The organism is Rhodobacter sp. SY28-1, assembly GCF_005222785.1.
Lineage (GTDB): Bacteria > Pseudomonadota > Alphaproteobacteria > Rhodobacterales > Rhodobacteraceae > Tabrizicola.
The window spans coordinates 1,765,251-1,782,801 of record NZ_STGH01000001.1 but is presented as its reverse complement, the minus strand read 5'-3'; the positions used below and the strand labels follow the sequence as shown (position 1 = coordinate 1,782,801).

The window sequence follows — 17,551 nt, the reverse complement described above, 5'->3', positions numbered from 1 at the left end:
AGCCTAGACCACCCCGGTCCCGCAGGGGAGGCGATTTCTTCGAAGAAATCGCTACGGGGTCTTCAAAGGATCCGACCCGGAGTTCTGAAAAACTCCGTTTGAGCCACAGCCCCACATCGTGCACCCTTCCCCCATGTGGCGCCTCCTCCTCCCCCTCCTCGCTCTCCCAGCCTGGGCTGACCCCGCGCGCTTCCCCGCGCCGGGGGCGGAAGAGGCGACCCTCACCATTTACTCCACCCTCGACACCCCGCTCGCCACGCCCCTCATCACCGCCTTCCAGTCCGAACGCCCCACCGTAACGGTCGTCTACGAAGACCTCCTCGCCGCCGAGATCGCGCAGCGCGTCACGGCCGAGACCGATGCCGGCCAACCAACGGCGGATTTCGTCTTCTCCTCCGGTATGGACCTGCAGGTAAAGCTCGCGAACGACGGCTACGCCCAACCCGTCACCGTGCCCCTGGCCGCCGACTGGCCGGACTGGGCCAACTGGCGCGACATGGCCTTTGCGCTGACCTTCGAGCCCGGAGTCCTTGTATGGCACAAACCCTCCTTCCCCGACGGCCCGCCGCAATCGCGGCTGGAGATGATCGACTGGCTGAAACGCCCGCAGGCGCAGGGCCGGATCGGCACCTACGACGTGGCCCGCTCCGCCGTGGGCTACCTCTACCTCGCCCGCGACGCCGAACATTTCGCCGACATCTGGTCGCTGGTCGCCGCCATGGGCCGCGCTGGCCTGCAGACCTTCCCGACCAGCGCCGAGATCATTGACCGCGTCGAAGACGGCCGCCTCGCGCTTGGCTACAACATCCTCGGCTCCTACGCCGATGCCCGCGCGCGGGCCAACCCAGACCTCGGCGTCGTCCTCCTCAAGGACTTCACCGTCGTCACCAGCCGCGTGGGCCTCGTTCCCCGTGCCGCCGCGCGCCCCGACCTCGGCACCGCCTTCCTCGCCTTCCTGATGGGCCGCGACGGCCAGACCATCATGGCCGACCGTCTCCGCCTTGCCGCCGTCTCGCTGGAGGTCTCCGGCCAGAACACCGCCCGCGCGATGGAAGCCGCGCTTGGCGACCAGTTGCGCCCGGTTCCGGTCAGCCCCGGCCTCCTGGTCTATCTCGACCAGTCCAAGCGTTCCCGGATGCTGTCGCTCTGGAACAAGGCGCTCGGGCGCTAGGGTCGCACAACCGTTGTCAGCTTCCTGACAGCTTTCTATGCTGATCTTCCGGCAGGGAACGGCACGAGGAGGTGCCGCCCGGAACAATCCGGCGCCCAAACGCGCCTTGGGAGGAGACCAAGATGAAACACGCCCTTCTCGGCGCGGCCTTTGCCGTCGCCGCTGCCACCGCAAGCTTTGCCGAAGATTACATGATCATGGCCCCTGCTGCCCCCGGCGGCGGCTGGGATTCCACCGCCCGCACCATCCAGGAAGTGATGGTCGCCGAAGGCATCTCGGGCAACGTCCAGGTCCAGAACGTCCCCGGCGCGGGCGGCACCGTTGGCCTCGCCCAGTTCGCGGCCTCGGCCAGCGGTGACCCCAAGCAGCTGATCGTCGGCGGCTACGTCATGGTCGGCGCGATCCTGACCAACGCCTCGCCCGTGTCGCTGGCTGACGTCACCCCCATCGCCCGCCTGACTGGCGAAGCTGTGGGCATTGCCGTTTCGGCAAACTCTGACATCCAGACCATCCAGGACCTGGTCGAGAAGATGAAGGCCGATCCGGGCTCCGTCTCCTGGGCCGGCGGCTCGGCGGGCGGCGTTGACCACATCACCGTGGGCCTTCTGGCCAAGGCGGCAGGCGTCGACCCGACCAAGATCAACTACGTCGCATTCTCCGGCGGTGGCGAGGCGCTGGCGGCCATTCTCGGCAACCAGGTCACGGTCGGCATTTCCGGCGTGGGCGAGTTCCTGCCCCAGGTCGAGGCCGGCACCATGCGGATGCTTGCCGTTTCGACCGACACCCGCTGGCCCGGCACCGACGCGCCGACGCTGATGGAATCGGGCTATGACGTGAACGTGCAGAACTGGCGCATGATTGCCGCCGCGCCCGGCCTGACCGACGAACAGAAGGCCGCCGTCACCGCCGACATCGACAAGCTGGCGAAATCGGCGGGCTGGAAAGCCCAGCTGGAAGCCAAGAACTGGGCCGACACCTACCTGTCGGGCGCAGAGTTCGAGGCGCAGCTGGCCAAGGAAGTCGAGGCCACGACCGCGATCCTCAAGGACATCGGTCTGGTGAAATGACCGGTCAACCCGGAACCGGACGCCGCCCCGACGGGGCGGCGTTTGTCATCGCGGCCCTGTTGGCCATCTTTGGCGCGGTCCTTCTCTGGGACGCAGGCCGCCTGCCCCAGGACGGCGGCTATGCCGGGATCGGCCCGGCCGCCATGCCCAAGGTCATCGGCGGGGTCCTTATCCTGCTGGCGGTGCTGACCGCCCTGAACGGCCTGAAACGGGCCGTGGCCTCGGTCCCGCGCCAGAATCCCGTGCCGCTTTTGTGGATCGGCGGCGGCGTGGCGCTGCAGATCGCGCTCTTGCACGTCATCGGCTTCATCATCGCCACCGGACTTCTCTTCGCTGCCACCGCCCGCGCTTTCGGCGAACGCCGCCTGCCACTGGCCCTTGCGGCGGGATTTGCCCTCTCCTTCATCGTCTACGGCATCTTCGACCGGCTCCTGCAGCTCAACCTGCCCGCCGGTCCGCTTGAAACCCTGATCTTCGGGGGCTGACCGAATGAGCACCTTCGACTTCCTCCTCCAGGGCCTCGGGACCGCAATGGACCCGATGATCCTGCTTTACGCGCTGATCGGCGTGACGCTCGGCACCGCTGTCGGCGTCCTGCCCGGCATCGGCCCCGCCCTGACCGTGGCGCTCCTCCTGCCGGTCACCTACGGCCTCGACCCGGCAGGCTCGCTCATCATGTTCGCGGGCATCTACTACGGCGGGATGTATGGCGGCTCGACGACCTCGATCCTGCTGAACACCCCCGGCGAAAGTGCCTCCATCGTCACCGCTCTCGAAGGCAACCGCATGGCCCGAGCGGGCCGCGGCGGTCCAGCCCTTGCGACCGCCGCCATCGGCTCCTTCGTCGCGGGCCTTCTGGCAACCCTCGCCCTCGCCTTCCTCGCCCCGCATATCGTCAAGCTCGCCCTCGTCTTCGGCCCCCGCGAATACTTCGCGCTGATGATCCTCGCCTTCGTCACCGTCTCCGCCGCCTTTGGCGAATCGGCCCTGAAAGGCCTCACCTCCCTCTTCATCGGCCTCGGCCTCGCCGTGATCGGCATCGACGGTCTGACCGGCCAGGCCCGGATGTCCTTTGGCGTCCCCCAGCTTCTGGACGGGATCGAGGTCACCACCCTCGCCGTCGCCCTCTTCGCGCTCGGTGAGGCGCTGTTTGTCGCCGCCCAGACCAATGGCCACGACGACAAGGTCGAGGCGCTGAACGGCCCCGTCGCGATGACCAAAGCGGACTGGCGCCGGTCCTGGCCCGCCTGGCTGCGCGGGTCCGCCATCGGCTTCCCGATTGGCGCCATGCCCGCAGGTGGGGCCGACATCGCCAGCTTCCTCAGCTACGGCACCGAAAAGAAGATGTCGAAACACCCCGAGGAATTCGGCCACGGCGCCATCGAAGGCGTCGCGGGACCCGAGGCCGCGAACAACGCCGCCGCCGCAGGCACCCTGGTCCCCCTCCTGACGCTGGGCCTACCCACCACAGCGACAGCCGCGATCATCCTCGCAGCCTTCCAGCAGTTCGGCCTGCAACCCGGGCCGCTTCTCTTCGCCACCGCGCCCGACCTCGTCTGGGGCCTGATCGCCAGCCTCCTGATCGCGAACTTCATGCTTCTGGTGCTGAACCTGCCGCTCATCCGCTTCTGGGTCATGCTCCTGCGCATCCCGCGCCACTGGCTTTACGCGGGCATCCTCCTCTTCGCGACGCTTGGCACCATCGGCGTAAACCCCTCGCCGGTCGAGCTGACCATGCTCCTCCTCTTCGGTTTCCTCGGCTATGGCCTGCGCCTCTACGGCTACCCCATCGCCCCGGTGGTCGTCGGCCTGATCCTCGGCCCGATGGCCGAGCAGCAGCTCCGCCGGGCGCTGGCCATCGCGCAAGGGGACTGGACAACGCTTGTGTCCACGCCCCTGTCTGCCAGCCTTCTGGGCATCGCGGCACTTGCCCTGATCGTCCCGATGCTGATGCGCCTGCGCGGCAAGGGTCAGGTCCTGGCGCAAATCGCCGGGGACAGCGACTGATACGTAGGGTGGGCGATATCGCCCACCTTACCTTCGGGTCACCCTCAACCAGATCCCGTCCTTCGCCCTGACCGTCAGATGCGCCACGGGCACCGGTACACGGCCCTCCAACGCCTCGAACCGGAACGCCCGCACCAGATGCGCAAGCATCAGCGTGCCCTCCAGCATCGCAAACCCCGCCCCCGGACAGACCCGGGGGCCCCGCGAGAACGGCAGATACCCCCCCTGCGGCACCTCGCCCGTCCATCGGTCGGGATCAAACGCGTCCGGCCGTTCCCACAGCCGCTCATGCCGGTGAAGATGCCAGGGGCTGATGACCACCTGCGCCCCCCGCTTCACCTTCCGCCCCCGGAACTCCTCCGCCCCCGCCGCCTCGCGCACCATCATCGGCACTGGCGGGTACAGCCGCAGCGCCTCGCGGAAGACATCCCGGGTGAACCGCAAGGACCCCATCACCCCGAACTCTGGCCGCAAGGCCCCGGTCTCTGCCGCCACCCTCTCCTGCGCCTCCGGATGCGTCGCCAACAGATACAGTGCCCACCCAAGGGCCGAGGCGCTGGTCTCATGCCCCGCGAGGAAGAAGATCGCCACCTGATCGACCATCTCCGCTGTCCCGAACCGCTCTCCCGTCACCGGGTCCGGCGTGGTCATGATCCGTGTCGCCAGATCCGCAGGAGCCGTTCCCGCCGCAATCGCCGCCGCCCGGTCAGCCGTCAGCCCCCCGATCAACTCCCGGATCACCCGCGCCGACCGTTTCGTCGCCCCCCGGTGCAGCCGCGGCACCCACCAAGGCAGCGGCAGAAACGCCCCCAAATTCAGGATCGGCGCTGACCGCTGATAGGCCCGGAACTCATGAAACACGGCCTGGGCAACCCGGTCCTCAATGGGAATGGAAAACAGCGTGCGAAAGATCACATCCGCCGCCGCATGGCTGGCCGCCAGCTCCACCTCCACCTCGCCCACCGCCATCCGCGCCACCGCCGCCTCGGACGCCGCCCAGATCGCCGGAAACGCCTCCCTGACCCGCCCGCCCTCGAACGCCGGGTCGATGATCCGTCGCTGGCGCAGCCACTCCTCGCCGTTGGTCACAAAGACCGACCGGCCCAAAAGCGGTCGCAAGCCTTCCGTCACCCGGTCCGACTTCGGGAAATCGCCGGGCCGCTCGTCCAGCACCAACCGCACCAGCGCCGGATCATTGCACAGATAGCTGCGGAAGAACGGCGTCCGGAACTCGGCCATCCAGGCCCGATACAGCCGCGCCGGTTGCGCCGACAGGATGTCGCGCCGGAAGGCCCGCAGGTATCCCCACAGCGAAACCCGGTCCGCGCGCGGCTCTGGCTTGGGCGGAAAGGTTTCGGGGGCGGTCATGCCACGTCCCGGAACGGCGACAGCGGTGCCACGATCCGGCTGGCCGAGGGCTTGCGGCCCCTGAACCGCTCCGCCAGCGTCCGGGGGCCTGCCGTGATCCGGAAATAGTCATAGTCCCCCGGCCGGTCAAAGGCGCAGAGATATTGGAAATGCAGCCGGAAATACCGCCGCCGCAAGGCCTGCCACCGCTCCGGGCTCAGCGTCTGGGTGAACGCCGCCGAGATCACCAAGGGCCACCTCTGCCCCACAGGCGCCACCCCGCTGACCGCCACCGGATCGCACAGCGCGAAACTGCACCCGTCGCCCGGCGCCGAGACATCGACCCAGGTCAACTCCTCGCGTACCGACAAATACGCCAGATCTCCCCGCAGCCGCCCGGCCCCCGGCAGGAACGACGCCATCGGCACCGCCTGCCCCAGGCTCAGGAACCCCAGTGCCGGACCGCCCGACACTCCCCCGCGGATCAGGTCGGCCAGCACCGTCACCCCCAGATGCACGCCCGAGGAATGGCCGACCAGCAGCACCTCGTCCACCCCGCTCTCCAGCGCCGCGCGGACACGCTGCCCGAAGGCCCGCAACCGCCCCTCCAGCGCCACCGGATAGGCCCCGCCCTCGACGGCGGTATAGGCATAGTCATGCATCAGGTAGTAGACGAAGAGCCGCCGGTCGATACGCCGAAACCCTTCCAGCACCGCCCATCCCGCGCCAAGCGCCAGCCCCGCCTGCATCGCGACGCCCAGGCCGGACGTGGCCCATGCGACCAGCCAGCAGACCGCGACAGCAACCAGCGCCTGAAGCACAAGCAGGACCGCCGGATACAGCGCCGCAATCATCGGACCCTTGCGCAACCGGATTAACCGCCGCAGCGCCCCCGAGGACCCATAGACCCACGCCGTCCGCGCCAGTTGCAGATAGGTCCCAAGCACCCCACGCCCCATCGACCCCTTCACCAGGTCCGACCAGACGAGCACTTCGATCTCGGCCTCGACCTTACGCCCCTCGATCATTGAGACGACGCGCCAGCCGTAAGTCTCACCCGCCCGGGGCTGGATGGTCAGCTGATACCCCGAGATCGCCGCCTGCGCCGCCCCTTCCGTCCGGTAGAGTTCGCGGTAGCGACGCGGCGGAAACGGATCGTAGCCCGGAATGTACAGCACATGCCGCCGAAAGACGCCCGCCACGTCTGCGCTGTTGCCGTTTCCGTCCACGCCCATCCCGTCCCTCTGCCACACTCACCTTAACGGCTGGTAAGCCAGAGGGAAGCCTTGCCCCGCCGGTCAACCCGGCAGCGGCAGGCCCAGCACTTCGTAGGTTTCCAGCATCCAGTAGCTGAAGTCGGTGAAGGCCCCCGTCACCAGCGCCAGCCCGACGACGACCAGAAGCCCGCCCATCAGCCGCTCAATCAGCTTCATGTGACGCTTGAGCTTTGTCATCAAGACCATTGAATGTTCAATGAAAATGGCCGCCAGCAGGAAAGGCAGGCCCAGACCCAGCGCATAGACGCCCAACAGCAGGGTCCCGCGCTCCATGCTGCCCTCCTGCGCGGCCAGCGACAGGATCGCACCCAGTTGCGGGCCGATGCAGGGCGTCCAGCCAAAGGCGAAGGCCAGGCCCAGAAGATAGGCGCCAAAGGCCGACCCGCCCCTGTCCCCGGCATCGACGCGCATCTCCCGGTCCAGGATCGGGATGCGGTAGAGGCCCAGGAAATGCAGCCCGAAGGCGATGATGAGCAGACCGGAAATCCGCGCAAGCAGCACTTGGTTGTCCAGCACGAAACTCCCGAAGGCCGAGGCGGTGAAGCCCAACAGAAGGAAGATCGTCGATAGCCCCATGACGAAGAACAGCGCGGGCAGGATCACCCGGTGCCGGTCCACCCCGTCGCGCATGTCGCCCATGGAAATGCCGCCCATATAGGCCAGGTAGGGCGGCACGATGGGCAGGACGCAGGGGCTCAGGAACGACAGCACGCCCGCCACCAGCGCGACCAGCATCGCGGGCAGAAGGGCAGCGTCGATGATCTCGATTCCGAACATGTTCCGTCCCAGATAGCGGCTTTCGACCGGCCCGTCACCGGGTCACCCCGTCACATGCGCGTTGCGGGGTTGTAACCTTGCCCTGTGGCGGCACCGCGGCTACACCCGTTACATGCCGGATTGGGACGAGATCGTGGATTGCGAAGGGCTTCTCTGCCCCCTCCCCGTCCTGCGCGCGCGCAAGCGGCTCCTGTCGCTCGCCTCCGGCTCTGTCCTTTGCGTGCGCGCGACCGATGCCATGGCCCTGATCGACTTGCCCCACTTCTGCGATCAGGCCGGTCACGCCTACCTTGGCAACCAGGCTGATGGCACCGTCACGCTCCACCTGATCCGCCGCGGCTGAACGCAAACGGGCGGAGGGTTGCCCCACCGCCCGCCGCCTGTTCCATGGTCCCGCGCCTATCGGCCCAGCGACCACCAGCCCTTGCGCTTGGGCTTGGCCGGTTCATCCGGTTCCGGCGCGGGGGCTTCCGCCTCGCCCGGATCGGCCACCACCGTCTCGGCCACCGCCACCATCCCCGGATCGGGTGCCAGCGCCGGCGCCTCGGCCACTGCCGCAGCCGGAGCCTTGGCCCGCGATCGCCCTTTCGGCTTCGGCGCCTCGGCGACCGGGGCTTCCGCCACAGGAGCCTCCGCGACCGGAGCCTCGGCCTCTACCGTCACCGCCTTGGCCCGGCTGGCCCGCTTCTTCGGCGCAGGCTTCGCGTCGGCAACCGGCTCGGCCGCAGGTGCTTCAGCCACCGGCTCTGCAACCACCGGCTCTGCCACAACCGGAGCCGCCTCAACCGCAGCTTCCGCCGCCTCGGCCTTGGCCCCGCGCGGCTTGCGCGTGCGCCGCGGCTTGGCCTTCGGCTCCTCGGTCACGGCCTCCGCCACAACCACCGCCTCGGCCTCACCCGCAACTTCGCTCTCGTCTGCGCCGTCCTCGTCCTCGTCGCCGTCCGCTCCGGCCTCGCCGCCCTCGGTCACGGCACCTGCGCCATCACGCTGGCCACCCCGCCGCCGCCGACGCCGCCGACGCTTCTTGCGACCGCCCTGGCCATCGCCCTCGCCCGTCGGAGCGGCAGTCCGCACCTCGTCCGAAGCCTCGGCCTCCTCGGCTTCCTCCTCGACCAGATCGTCGACGATATCCTCGTCTTCCTCTTCCTCGACCGGCGCGCCCATCAGCCCGGCATGGCCCGACACGACCGGACCCTCCGGCACCGCACGGATCGCGGTCTTGAACTTCTCGATGGAGTAATCGGGCGAGACCATCATCGGGTCCGCCTCGATCCGCACCGCCATGCCATAGCGCGCCTCGATCAGCGCCACATGCTCGCGTTTCGCGTTGAAGAGATAGTTCACGATCCCCACAGGCGCCTTCAGCAGCACCTCTTTCGACCGCTTCCGCGTCCCCTCTTCCTCCAGCGCGCGCAGCACCTGCAGCGCCATGCTGTCATCGCTGCGGATCAGGCCAGTGCCATGGCAGTGCGGGCAAGGCTGGGTCGTCGATTCCAGCATCCCCGGCCGCAACCGCTGCCGGCTCATCTCCAACAGACCGAACCCGGAAATCCGCCCGACCTGAATGCGGGCGCGGTCGGTCTTCAGCTTGTCCTTCAGGCGCTTCTCAACCGTCAGGTTGTTCTTGCGCTCTTCCATGTCGATGAAGTCGATGACGATCAGACCCGCAAGGTCGCGCAGCCGCAGCTGCCGCGCGATCTCCTCGGCCGCCTCGACGTTGGTCTTCAGCGCGGTTTCCTCGATCGAGCCTTCCTTGGTGGCCCGACCGGAGTTCACGTCGATCGCCACCAGCGCCTCGGTCACCCCAATCACGATGTAGCCGCCGGATTTCAGCTGCACCACCGGGTTGAACATGCCGCCCAGATAACCCTCGACCTGGTACTTCGCAAAGAGGGGCGTCGAATCCTGATACCGCACCACCTGCTTGGCGTGGCTCGGCATGATCATCCGCATGAAGTCCTTGGCCGTGCGATAGCCGCCCTCGCCCTCAACCAGCACCTCGTCGATCTCGCGGGAGTACAGATCGCGGATCGACCGCTTGATGAGGTCGCCTTCCTCGTAAATCTTGGCGGGCGCAATCGACTTCAGCGTCAGCTCGCGGATCTGCTCCCACAGCCGCATCAGGTATTCGTAGTCGCGCTTGATCTCGGGCTTGGTCCGCTTGGCCCCGGCCGTCCGGACGATCAGGCCCGCACCTTCCGGAACCTCCAGCTCGCCCGCGATTTCCTTCAGCTTCTTGCGGTCGACGGCATTGGTGATCTTGCGGGAAATCCCGCCGCCCCGCGCCGTGTTCGGCATCAGGACGCAATAGCGACCGGCCAGCGACAGGTAGGTGGTCAGCGCCGCGCCCTTGTTGCCGCGCTCTTCCTTGACGACCTGGACCAGCATGATCTGCCGGACCTTGATCACTTCCTGGATCTTGTAGCGCCGGGCACGCGGCCGACGCGGAGCGGCGATTTCCTCGGCCACATCCTCTTCGGCGATGGATTCGATCTCGTCATCGGTGTCACTGGCATGGTCCACCGCGCGATAGCGCCCGCCATTGCCGGATTCGACCGACTCGTTGTGATGGTCGTGATCGTGGTGCCCGTGGTCATGGTCATGCTCGTGGTCATGCGCATGATTGACCGGCGCGTCCTCCTGCGCCTCGACGGCCGCCTGCACCAGCGGCCCGTCCGCGACCTCGTCCTCGCCCAGGTCCACCACATCCATGCCCGACGGCCCTTCGGCCACCGCATCGTCGGATTTCACCTGCTCGGCCTTGGCCGCAGGCCGGGGCGGACGGCGACGCGACCGGCGGTTGTCCTCTTCCTCCTCGGCGCGGGCCATTGCCCGCTCTTCCTCGATCAGCGCCTTACGGTCGGCGACCGGGATCTGGTAATAGTCGGGATGGATTTCGGCAAAGGCCAGGAACCCGTGCCGGTTGCCGCCGTATTCCACGAAGGCCGCCTGCAGTGACGGCTCAACCCGCGTCACCTTGGCAAGGTAGATGTTTCCGGCAAGCTGGCGCTTGTTTACGGTCTCGAAGTCGAATTCTTCGACCTTGTTTCCGTCGACCACGACCACCCGGGTTTCCTCGGAATGGGTGGCATCGATAAGCATTTTCTTTGACATGTTGGTCCACTGCGCCCCAAGCGCAACGGGTCGCCTGGCGGACCAGACGGGGATATGGAACGGAGGGGGCGACTTGTCTGAGCGCGGGCAGCGGGCATATGCAGCGGTCTCCGACCCCGTGGGTCGACTGTTCCGTTGCTTGAAATGCCTGCACGCCTCATCGCGGTTACAATTGAAGGGCCTTTCGGGCCCTCCACCTAATCAAGCCAGCAAATCCAGGGACTTGCGGGCAATGTGCACGACCTTGCGGCCGATCCGGCTCCTTCAAAGGGACACGAATTTCACGCGCCCAGGCCCCAAAGGAGAGAATTCCTCGGGCAGATAGACTGCCTCTGGCCGACCCTATGGGTAAGCCGCAAGAAGGGCAATGGCGAATTTCGCCCCCCCGCAGGCTGCCCTAGCGCTCCAGCAGAGACAGGCAGTTTCCGCTGGGATCATCCGCCGGGCAGATCGCGGCAGCGGCCTCTGCCATCCCGGCCGCATGGTTGCCGGGGCCCTGGGTGTTCCTTGGGGCCAGTGGAATGGCCAGGGCACGATCCAGAAGGCTCAGGTCCAGAAGATCGGGCCGCAGGGTGGCAAAGGCAATCTCGCCCTGCGCCGGGTCCAGCGGCGCCATCAGGAACCGCACCGTCTCACCCGCCCCCATGCCCGGGACGGCGGGATTGCTCCGCAGAGCCGCCTCGACCGGCCCCGGATCGGCCGGGAAATACGCCCAGGTGGTCATAACCAGATAGTCGATCCGCGAGGCCGCGGCCTGTCTTTCTTCCGCGGACAGCGCCCGGCGCCGGATTTCCCCCCCATCGGTCGGCTGCGCCCAGATTTCGATGGGCAGGTCCGCGAAGGCGACCGGCCGCGTCAGGTCCAGTCCTTCCAGCGCCGTGGCCAAGACGACATGGACCCCCGCCGCCCCGCTCGCCCGCACCACAACCGCACAGGCGCTGTCATAGCAGTACTCGTCCGGCGTGATCAGCAGCACAGTCCGTTCAGCCAGCTTCGGCGGCGATCCGGCAATCTCGCGTCCTTCGACCGACCGCAGCTTCCACGACGTCCACGCCTGGCTGACCAGCGGCACCCCCAGCGACAGGACCAGCACAAGCCCCAGCCCCTTAAGTCCTGCCCGCCGCCATTTCGCGCGGATCAGCATCACCAGCAGCGTGATCGCGATGACGAGGTAGACCAGAAACGACAGAAGCGCCGCCTCCAGGTCCTTTGCACAGGACCCCAGGCACTCCGCCTGTGCCGGGGTCGCTGTCAGCAACAAACCCGTACCGATCCACCAGTTCCGCACTCTGCCACCTCTGCGATTCATCCGCAGAGAAAGGCACGGCACGCCGGCGGCAGGCAAGTCCGGATTCCATCTTCAAGGGCCGGGAAAGGGGCGAACTGGCGCCCCCTTCAGGCACGGACAAGTCCTAACGAACCTCTAACGTCCACAGCCAACCCTTTGTTTTCGCTTGGCGCGACACCCTGTCCACCCGTGGACAGCCCCAAGGGGTCAGACGTAGTCCCCCCGGGTCAGCCCATACTTGGCCATCTTCTCGTTCAGGGTCCGGCGCGGCAGGCAAAGCTCCTCCATCACCGCCACGATCGACCCCTTGTGCCGCCGCATCGTGTTGTCGATCAGCATCCGCTCGAAGGCTTCGACATAGTCCTTCAACGGTTTGCCCTCGGTGGTCAAAGCCGGCCCCGAGGCCTCGTTCTCCGCCATCAGCAGCGACGCAATCGACCCCGATCCCCGCCGGTTCTGCAACACCGCCCGTTCCGCGATGTTGACCAGCTGCCGCACGTTCCCCGGCCAGGGCGCCTGCAACAATTGGGCCGCTTCCTGCGCCGTCACCTGCGGCGCATCACAACCGTATTCCTCGGCGAATTGCTCGGACAGCCGAGTGAACAGCTGCAGGATATCCTCGCCCCGCGTCCGCAGCGGAGGCAGCAGGATCGTCATCGCCCCCAACCTGTAGAACAGGTCCGGCCGCAGCGTCTGCTCCAACGTGGTATCCGGCGCATGGCTGTTGCAGATCGCGATGATCCTGGTTTCCGGCGGCAGGCCCTGGTCGTTTATGAAGGTCAAAAGCCGAGCCTGCAATGCCCCCGGCATCGCCTCGATATCCTCCAGGCACAGCGTGCCCCCCCGCGCCTCCTCGACCAGCGGCAGCGTTCCGTCCTCGCCCGGACCGAACAGCCGCGCGGCCAGTTTGTCCTCACTCCAGGCCGCGCAGGAAATCGCCACGAACTTCTTCGACGCCCGCGGCCCCACCGCATGCAGGGCATGGGCGACCAGAGTCTTGCCCGTCCCCGTCTCGCCGTCGATCAGGACGTGAGAATCCGCCTGCCCCAGATCAAGGATATCCTCCCGCAGCCGCTCCATCGCCGGGGAGGACCCGATCAGCTTCTTGATGATGGTGGATCCGTCCGACAACTCCTTGCGAAGCGCCCGGTTGTCCAAGGTCATCCGCCGCGCCTGGGTCGCGCGCTTGGCAAGCTCGGTCATCCGGTCGGGATTGAACGGCTTCTCCAGGAAGTCGAAGGCCCCCACCCGCATCGCCTCGACCGCCATCGGCACGTCGCCGTGGCCGGTAATCATGATGACGGGCAGCCCTGAATCCTGCCCCATCAACCGCTTCAACAGCGCCATGCCGTCCATCCCCGGCATCTTGATGTCGCTGACCACCACGCCCTGGAAATCCGGCCCGATCACCTTCAGCGCATCCTCGGCGCTGGCGTAGGTTTCCGTGTCGAACCCCGACAGAGCCAGCCACTGGCTGATCGACTGCCGCATGTCGGCCTCGTCATCGACGATTGCCACCTTCATTGCGCGGGCCATTGGGACCTCTTCATTCTGCTGCTTCCACTTTGTTGCCCAGGATCGGCAGTTGCATCTCGAAAACCGCGCCACCCCCATCCCCGTTCCGCGCGGTCAGACGCCCGCCCAGATCGGTGACGATGCCGGACGAGATCGCAAGGCCCAGCCCCACGCCCTCGCCCGGCTTCTTCGTCGTGTAGAAAGGTTCGAACAGGTTATCGAGATCGCTGATCCCGTGGCCGTTGTCGCGCACCGTCAGGGTCGCGGTTTCGCCCGCCGACAACAGGATGTCGATCTGCGGGTCCTTGATATCCTTCGTCGCGTCCAGCGCATTGCGCAAAAGGTTGATGATGACCTGCTCCAGCCGCAGCCGGTCGGCCATCACCATCACCGCCTGTCGCGGGATGCCCCGGCTGATCTTCACCACGCGCGCCTTCAACTGCGGTTCCATCATTGCCAGGGCCGAGGAGACGCAAGCCCGAAGATCAACCTCTTCAAAGGCTTCGCCGCCCTTCCTCGCGTAGGACTTCAACTGCCGCGTGATCGCGCCCATCCGTTCGATCAGGTCATCGACGCGCTGAAAAGACGACAGCGCCTCGTCCAGCCGCTTCCTCTGCAACAACAGCCGCGCGCCCGCCAGATAGGTCTTCATCGCGGCCAGGGGCTGGTTCAGCTCATGGCTCACCGCCGCCGACATCTCGCCCAAGGCCGCCAGTTTCGACGACTGCGCCAGCGTCAGTTCGGCAACCTCCAGGTCCTTCTTCACCTTCTCGCGTTCCGCAATCGCCCGCTGCAGCCGCGCGTTCAGAAGCCGCAGTTCCGCCGATTCCCGCTGGAACGACAAGGACCGCGACCATGCCCGCCGCGACAGCAGGTAGAAGGTGAAGGCCATCAGGATCGCGAACCCCATGATCTCCAGCGCGAGGATGCCGTTCACCTGATCGCGCACCGACCCGTAGGCGGTGAAGGTCGCGATCTTCCAGCCCCGGAACGGCACCCGCGCCTCGGTGCGCATCACCGCCTCGCCACGCACATAGGCATCGGGCGGGTCCTGCGTCCACTCCGCCGTCGCCCGCAACGCCCGCGCAATGGCCGAGGGCGGATCACGCAGCGCCAGCGCCTCGGCGGCAGGCAGCCCGCGCCAGCGCGGCTCGGTCGCCAGCATCACAGTGCCTTCGCTGTCGGTGACCATGATTGCATCCTGCAGACCGGCCCAGGCGCGCTCATACTTCACCAGATCGACCGACACGAGGATCACGCCCAGCGTCGACGCCCCCTCGATCACCTTGCGGGAATACAGGAAGTCGAAGCCGCCCGTATCGCGCCGAACGGCCGAAAAGATCGTGTCCTTCGACCGCTGCGCCTCGACGAAATATGTCGAATTCCGGTGGCTGGTTCCCAGCAGGTTGCGGTTGGTCGCACCGACCACCCGCCCGTCCACATCCACAAGCCGGATCGAAGCAACGCCCAGTTCGGCCTGCAGTTTTATCAGCTTGGCCGACGTGCCCGAAAAGTTCCCGCTTTTCAGCGCCGACACCAGATCCGGGTCACTGGCCAGCAACAGCGGCACGACCGAGGTCCGCTGCAACTCGGCCATCAAGTTGCCCGTATACAGCGCCAGGCGAACTTCGGCGCGGCTGCGCGTGTCGGCCGTGTAGCGGTCGGTCAGAAGTCGGTTCGACACCAGCACGACGACGACAGCCAGCACCACCAGCATGACCACAGCCAGCTTGGCACGCCACGGCAGGCCCGGCGTTGTGGCAGAGATCGAACTGGGATCCGTTGCGGTCATGCGGGCAGAGTAGGCCCCGCCCGATGGGGCCTCAAGCCGATGCGGCTCAGGCCAGCGCCATCCCGCGCATCAAGGATGCGAACAGCCCCTTGCCGTCCACGCTGCCAAGCGCTGCCTCGGTCGCACGCTCCGGATGCGGCATCATCCCCAGCACACGACGGTTTTCCGACAGCACGCCCGCGATGTCGCCCATGCTGCCATTGGGGTTCTGCGCATAGGTGAAGGCGATGCGATCCTCGCCCTGCAGCCGCGCCAGCCCTTCGGCGTCGATGGTGTAGTTGCCATCGTGGTGCGCAATCGGAATCTTGATGTCCTGCCCCTTGCGATAGGCACTGGTGAAATCCGACTGCACCGTCGCGACCTTCAGCGACACTGTCCGGCAGACGAATTTCAGCGTCGCATTGCGCATCAGGACGCCCGGCAAGAGGCCCATCTCGGTGATGACCTGAAACCCGTTGCAGATGCCCAGCACATAGCCGCCCCGGTCGGCATGGGCCCGGATCGCGCCCGAGATCGGCGACTGCGCCGCAATCGCCCCGCAGCGCAGATAGTCGCCAAAGCTGAAGCCCCCCGGCACCCCCACCACGTCGACCCCGGCCGGCAAGGCGCTGTCCTTGTGCCAGACCCGCGCCACCTCGAACCCTGCGCCTTCGAAGGCCACCGCAAGGTCACGGTCGCAATTCGAACCCGGGAAGGTGACGACAGCGGCTTTCATCGGGGCGACTCCTTTGCTGGAATGCGCGCCTGATAGCTGAAAGCCGCGCAAAGGACCAGAGCTTGCGCCCGCGCCCAAGGCGGCTAGCATCCCCTCCATGTTGACCGATCCCGCCCTTGCAGATCTCCGCGCCCTGTTCGGCGACCGCCTGTCCACCCAAGGCCCCGTGCTGGCCGAACACGGCCAAAGCGAAAGCCTGGTCAGCGCGGGCCTGCCCGATGCCGTGGTCTTTCCCCGCGCGACCGATGAGGTCGCCGCCCTGGCCCGCTGGTCCACCACCCACCGCGTACCGCTGATCGGCTGGGGCGCCGGAACCTCGCTGGAAGGCCATGCGCTGGCCGTCGCGGGCGGTGTTGTCGTGGACTTCCGCAACATGGCGGCCGTCCTGGAAATTCGGGCCGAGGACCGCCTCGTCCGCGTCCAGCCCGGCATTACCCGCGAGGCGTTGAATGTCGAACTGCGCACGACCGGGCTGATGTTCCCCGTCGATCCCGGGGCCAACGCATCTCTGGGAGGGATGGCCGCAACCCGCGCATCCGGGACCACTGCCGTCCGCTACGGCACGATGCGCGACAATGTCCGGGGGCTGGAGGTGGTGCTGGCCAGTGGCGAGGTGATCCGCACAGGCACCGGCGCTCCGAAATCTTCGGCAGGCTACGACCTGACCGCCCTCTTCGTCGGGTCGGAGGGCACCTTGGGCCTCATCACCGAACTGACCCTGAAACTCCACGGCCAGCCCGAGGCGGTAATGACCGCCGTCGCCGCCTTCCCGTCCGTGGGCGCGGCAGTCGATTGCGTGATCGCCACGATGCAGATGGGCCTGACGCCCGCGCGGATCGAGTTTCTGGACACCGACACGGTCACGGCCTGCAACGCCTATTCGCGCCTGTCCCTGCCCCCTGCCCCGCAACTGCTCGTAGAATTCCACGGCCACCCGGCCGGGCTTGCCGAAGACGTTGACCGATTCCGCACCCTGGCTGCCGACTTCGGCGCCGAAGGACTGGACTGGGCCGAACGGCCCGAGGACCGCACCCGCCTCTGGGCCGCGCGCCACTCTGCCTACCGGGCGATTCTTGCCTCACGCCCGGGGGCGAAGGCCGTGGTGACGGACGTTTGCGTGCCGATTTCCCGACTGGCGGAAGCGGTCGAGGAAACCCGGGCGGACATCGCCGCATCCGGCATTCCCGGCCCGATCCTCGGGCATGTCGGCGACGGGAATTTCCACGCGATCCTGCTGGTCGATCCTGCCTCGGATGCCGAGATCGCCACGGCCAAGGCGCTGGCGGGCCGGATGGCCGACCGCGCTCTGCGGCTGGGTGGCACGATCACCGGCGAACACGGGGTGGGCTTTGGCAAACGACCCTACATGCAGGCCGAACATGGGGAAGGCTGGGCGGTCATGGGCGCGCTGAAACGCGCCCTTGATCCTCTGGGGCTGATGAACCCCGGCAAGGTGATCCCGGACTAGGCCGGGAACCCAT

At 67.1% G+C, this 17,551-nt stretch carries 14 protein-coding genes; 6 read left to right on the top strand and 8 right to left on the bottom strand.

Annotated elements, in window-relative coordinates; genetic code table 11:
* The first annotated feature begins 133 nt into the window (after positions 1-133).
* The 4 genes from E8M84_RS08825 to E8M84_RS08810 all read left to right on the top strand — a co-directional run bounded on the left by E8M84_RS08825 (position 134) and on the right by E8M84_RS08810 (position 4,245).
* Positions 134-1,171, top strand: a complete 1,038-nt coding sequence (locus E8M84_RS08825; protein WP_137110743.1) for an ABC transporter substrate-binding protein — start codon at positions 134-136, stop codon at positions 1,169-1,171.
* 122 nt (positions 1,172-1,293) lie between these two features.
* Positions 1,294-2,238 (top strand): tripartite tricarboxylate transporter substrate binding protein, encoded by a 945-nt coding sequence (locus E8M84_RS08820; protein WP_137110742.1) that lies wholly within the window; start codon positions 1,294-1,296, stop codon positions 2,236-2,238.
* On the top strand, positions 2,235-2,723 hold the full coding sequence (locus E8M84_RS08815; RefSeq protein WP_137110741.1) for a tripartite tricarboxylate transporter TctB family protein: 489 nt from the start codon (positions 2,235-2,237) through the stop codon (positions 2,721-2,723). The genes E8M84_RS08820 and E8M84_RS08815 overlap by 4 nt, the downstream gene beginning before the upstream one ends.
* Before the next feature lie 4 nt (positions 2,724-2,727).
* Positions 2,728-4,245, top strand: a complete 1,518-nt coding sequence (locus E8M84_RS08810; RefSeq protein ID WP_137110740.1) for a tripartite tricarboxylate transporter permease — start codon at positions 2,728-2,730, stop codon at positions 4,243-4,245.
* 27 nt (positions 4,246-4,272) lie between these two features.
* Here E8M84_RS08810 and E8M84_RS08805 read toward each other — a convergent pair whose 3' ends face one another.
* The 3 genes from E8M84_RS08805 to E8M84_RS08795 all read right to left on the bottom strand — a co-directional run bounded on the left by E8M84_RS08805 (position 4,273) and on the right by E8M84_RS08795 (position 7,646).
* Positions 4,273-5,613 (bottom strand): cytochrome P450, encoded by a 1,341-nt coding sequence (locus E8M84_RS08805; RefSeq protein WP_137110739.1) that lies wholly within the window; start codon positions 5,611-5,613, stop codon positions 4,273-4,275.
* A complete protein-coding gene (locus E8M84_RS08800; protein WP_137110738.1) occupies positions 5,610-6,827 on the bottom strand; it encodes a hypothetical protein in 1,218 nt (405 codons plus the stop codon). Before E8M84_RS08800 ends, E8M84_RS08805 begins: the two co-directional genes overlap by 4 nt.
* 63 nt (positions 6,828-6,890) lie before the next feature.
* A complete protein-coding gene (locus E8M84_RS08795; protein WP_137110737.1) occupies positions 6,891-7,646 on the bottom strand; it encodes a cytochrome c biogenesis CcdA family protein in 756 nt (251 codons plus the stop codon).
* A gap of 112 nt (positions 7,647-7,758) precedes the next feature.
* On the opposite strand from E8M84_RS08795, the gene E8M84_RS08790 reads away from it, so the two are divergent.
* A complete protein-coding gene (locus E8M84_RS08790) occupies positions 7,759-7,989 on the top strand; it encodes a sulfurtransferase TusA family protein (RefSeq protein WP_137110736.1) in 231 nt (76 codons plus the stop codon).
* 56 nt (positions 7,990-8,045) lie between these two features.
* On the opposite strand, the gene E8M84_RS08785 is transcribed toward E8M84_RS08790, so the two are convergent.
* From E8M84_RS08785 to purQ, 5 genes are all read right to left on the bottom strand, one after another.
* A complete protein-coding gene (locus tag E8M84_RS08785; RefSeq protein WP_137110735.1) occupies positions 8,046-10,760 on the bottom strand; it encodes a ribonuclease E/G in 2,715 nt (904 codons plus the stop codon).
* A gap of 397 nt (positions 10,761-11,157) precedes the next feature.
* Positions 11,158-12,018 carry a hypothetical protein gene (locus E8M84_RS08780; RefSeq protein ID WP_137110734.1) on the bottom strand — a complete coding sequence of 287 codons (861 nt, stop codon included), beginning with the start codon at positions 12,016-12,018 and terminating at the stop codon, positions 11,158-11,160.
* 237 nt (positions 12,019-12,255) lie between these two features.
* A complete protein-coding gene (locus tag E8M84_RS08775) occupies positions 12,256-13,584 on the bottom strand; it encodes a sigma-54 dependent transcriptional regulator (protein WP_137110733.1) in 1,329 nt (442 codons plus the stop codon).
* Positions 13,585-13,594: 10 nt separating this feature from the next.
* Positions 13,595-15,355, bottom strand: coding sequence for an ATP-binding protein (locus E8M84_RS08770; RefSeq protein WP_137110732.1), 1,761 nt, complete (start codon positions 15,353-15,355; stop codon positions 13,595-13,597).
* Positions 15,356-15,401: 46 nt separating this feature from the next.
* Entirely contained in the window at positions 15,402-16,070 is a 669-nt protein-coding gene (purQ, locus tag E8M84_RS08765) for a phosphoribosylformylglycinamidine synthase subunit PurQ (protein WP_137110731.1), read from the bottom strand.
* Positions 16,071-16,167: 97 nt separating this feature from the next.
* On the opposite strand from purQ, the gene E8M84_RS08760 reads away from it, so the two are divergent.
* Positions 16,168-17,538, top strand: a complete 1,371-nt coding sequence (locus E8M84_RS08760; RefSeq protein WP_137110730.1) for an FAD-binding oxidoreductase — start codon at positions 16,168-16,170, stop codon at positions 17,536-17,538.
* The last annotated feature ends 13 nt before the right edge of the window (positions 17,539-17,551 follow it).

Bases quoted from the DNA above. Each gene is read 5' to 3' on its own strand.
- purQ (WP_137110731.1), bottom strand. From the start codon at position 16,070: ATGAAAGCCGCTGTCGTCACCTTCCCGGGTTCGAATTGCGACCGTGAC.
- E8M84_RS08815 (WP_137110741.1), top strand. From the start codon at position 2,235: ATGACCGGTCAACCCGGAACCGGACGCCGCCCCGACGGGGCGGCGTTT.
- E8M84_RS08820 (WP_137110742.1), top strand. From the start codon at position 1,294: ATGAAACACGCCCTTCTCGGCGCGGCCTTTGCCGTCGCCGCTGCCACC.
- E8M84_RS08810 (WP_137110740.1), top strand. From the start codon at position 2,728: ATGAGCACCTTCGACTTCCTCCTCCAGGGCCTCGGGACCGCAATGGAC.
- E8M84_RS08775 (WP_137110733.1), bottom strand. From the start codon at position 13,584: ATGGCCCGCGCAATGAAGGTGGCAATCGTCGATGACGAGGCCGACATG.
- E8M84_RS08805 (WP_137110739.1), bottom strand. From the start codon at position 5,613: ATGACCGCCCCCGAAACCTTTCCGCCCAAGCCAGAGCCGCGCGCGGAC.
- E8M84_RS08770 (WP_137110732.1), bottom strand. From the start codon at position 15,355: ATGACCGCAACGGATCCCAGTTCGATCTCTGCCACAACGCCGGGCCTG.
- E8M84_RS08795 (WP_137110737.1), bottom strand. From the start codon at position 7,646: ATGTTCGGAATCGAGATCATCGACGCTGCCCTTCTGCCCGCGATGCTG.
- E8M84_RS08790 (WP_137110736.1), top strand. From the start codon at position 7,759: ATGCCGGATTGGGACGAGATCGTGGATTGCGAAGGGCTTCTCTGCCCC.
- E8M84_RS08785 (WP_137110735.1), bottom strand. From the start codon at position 10,760: ATGTCAAAGAAAATGCTTATCGATGCCACCCATTCCGAGGAAACCCGG.
- E8M84_RS08825 (WP_137110743.1), top strand. From the start codon at position 134: ATGTGGCGCCTCCTCCTCCCCCTCCTCGCTCTCCCAGCCTGGGCTGAC.
- E8M84_RS08760 (WP_137110730.1), top strand. From the start codon at position 16,168: ATGTTGACCGATCCCGCCCTTGCAGATCTCCGCGCCCTGTTCGGCGAC.
- E8M84_RS08800 (WP_137110738.1), bottom strand. From the start codon at position 6,827: ATGGGCGTGGACGGAAACGGCAACAGCGCAGACGTGGCGGGCGTCTTT.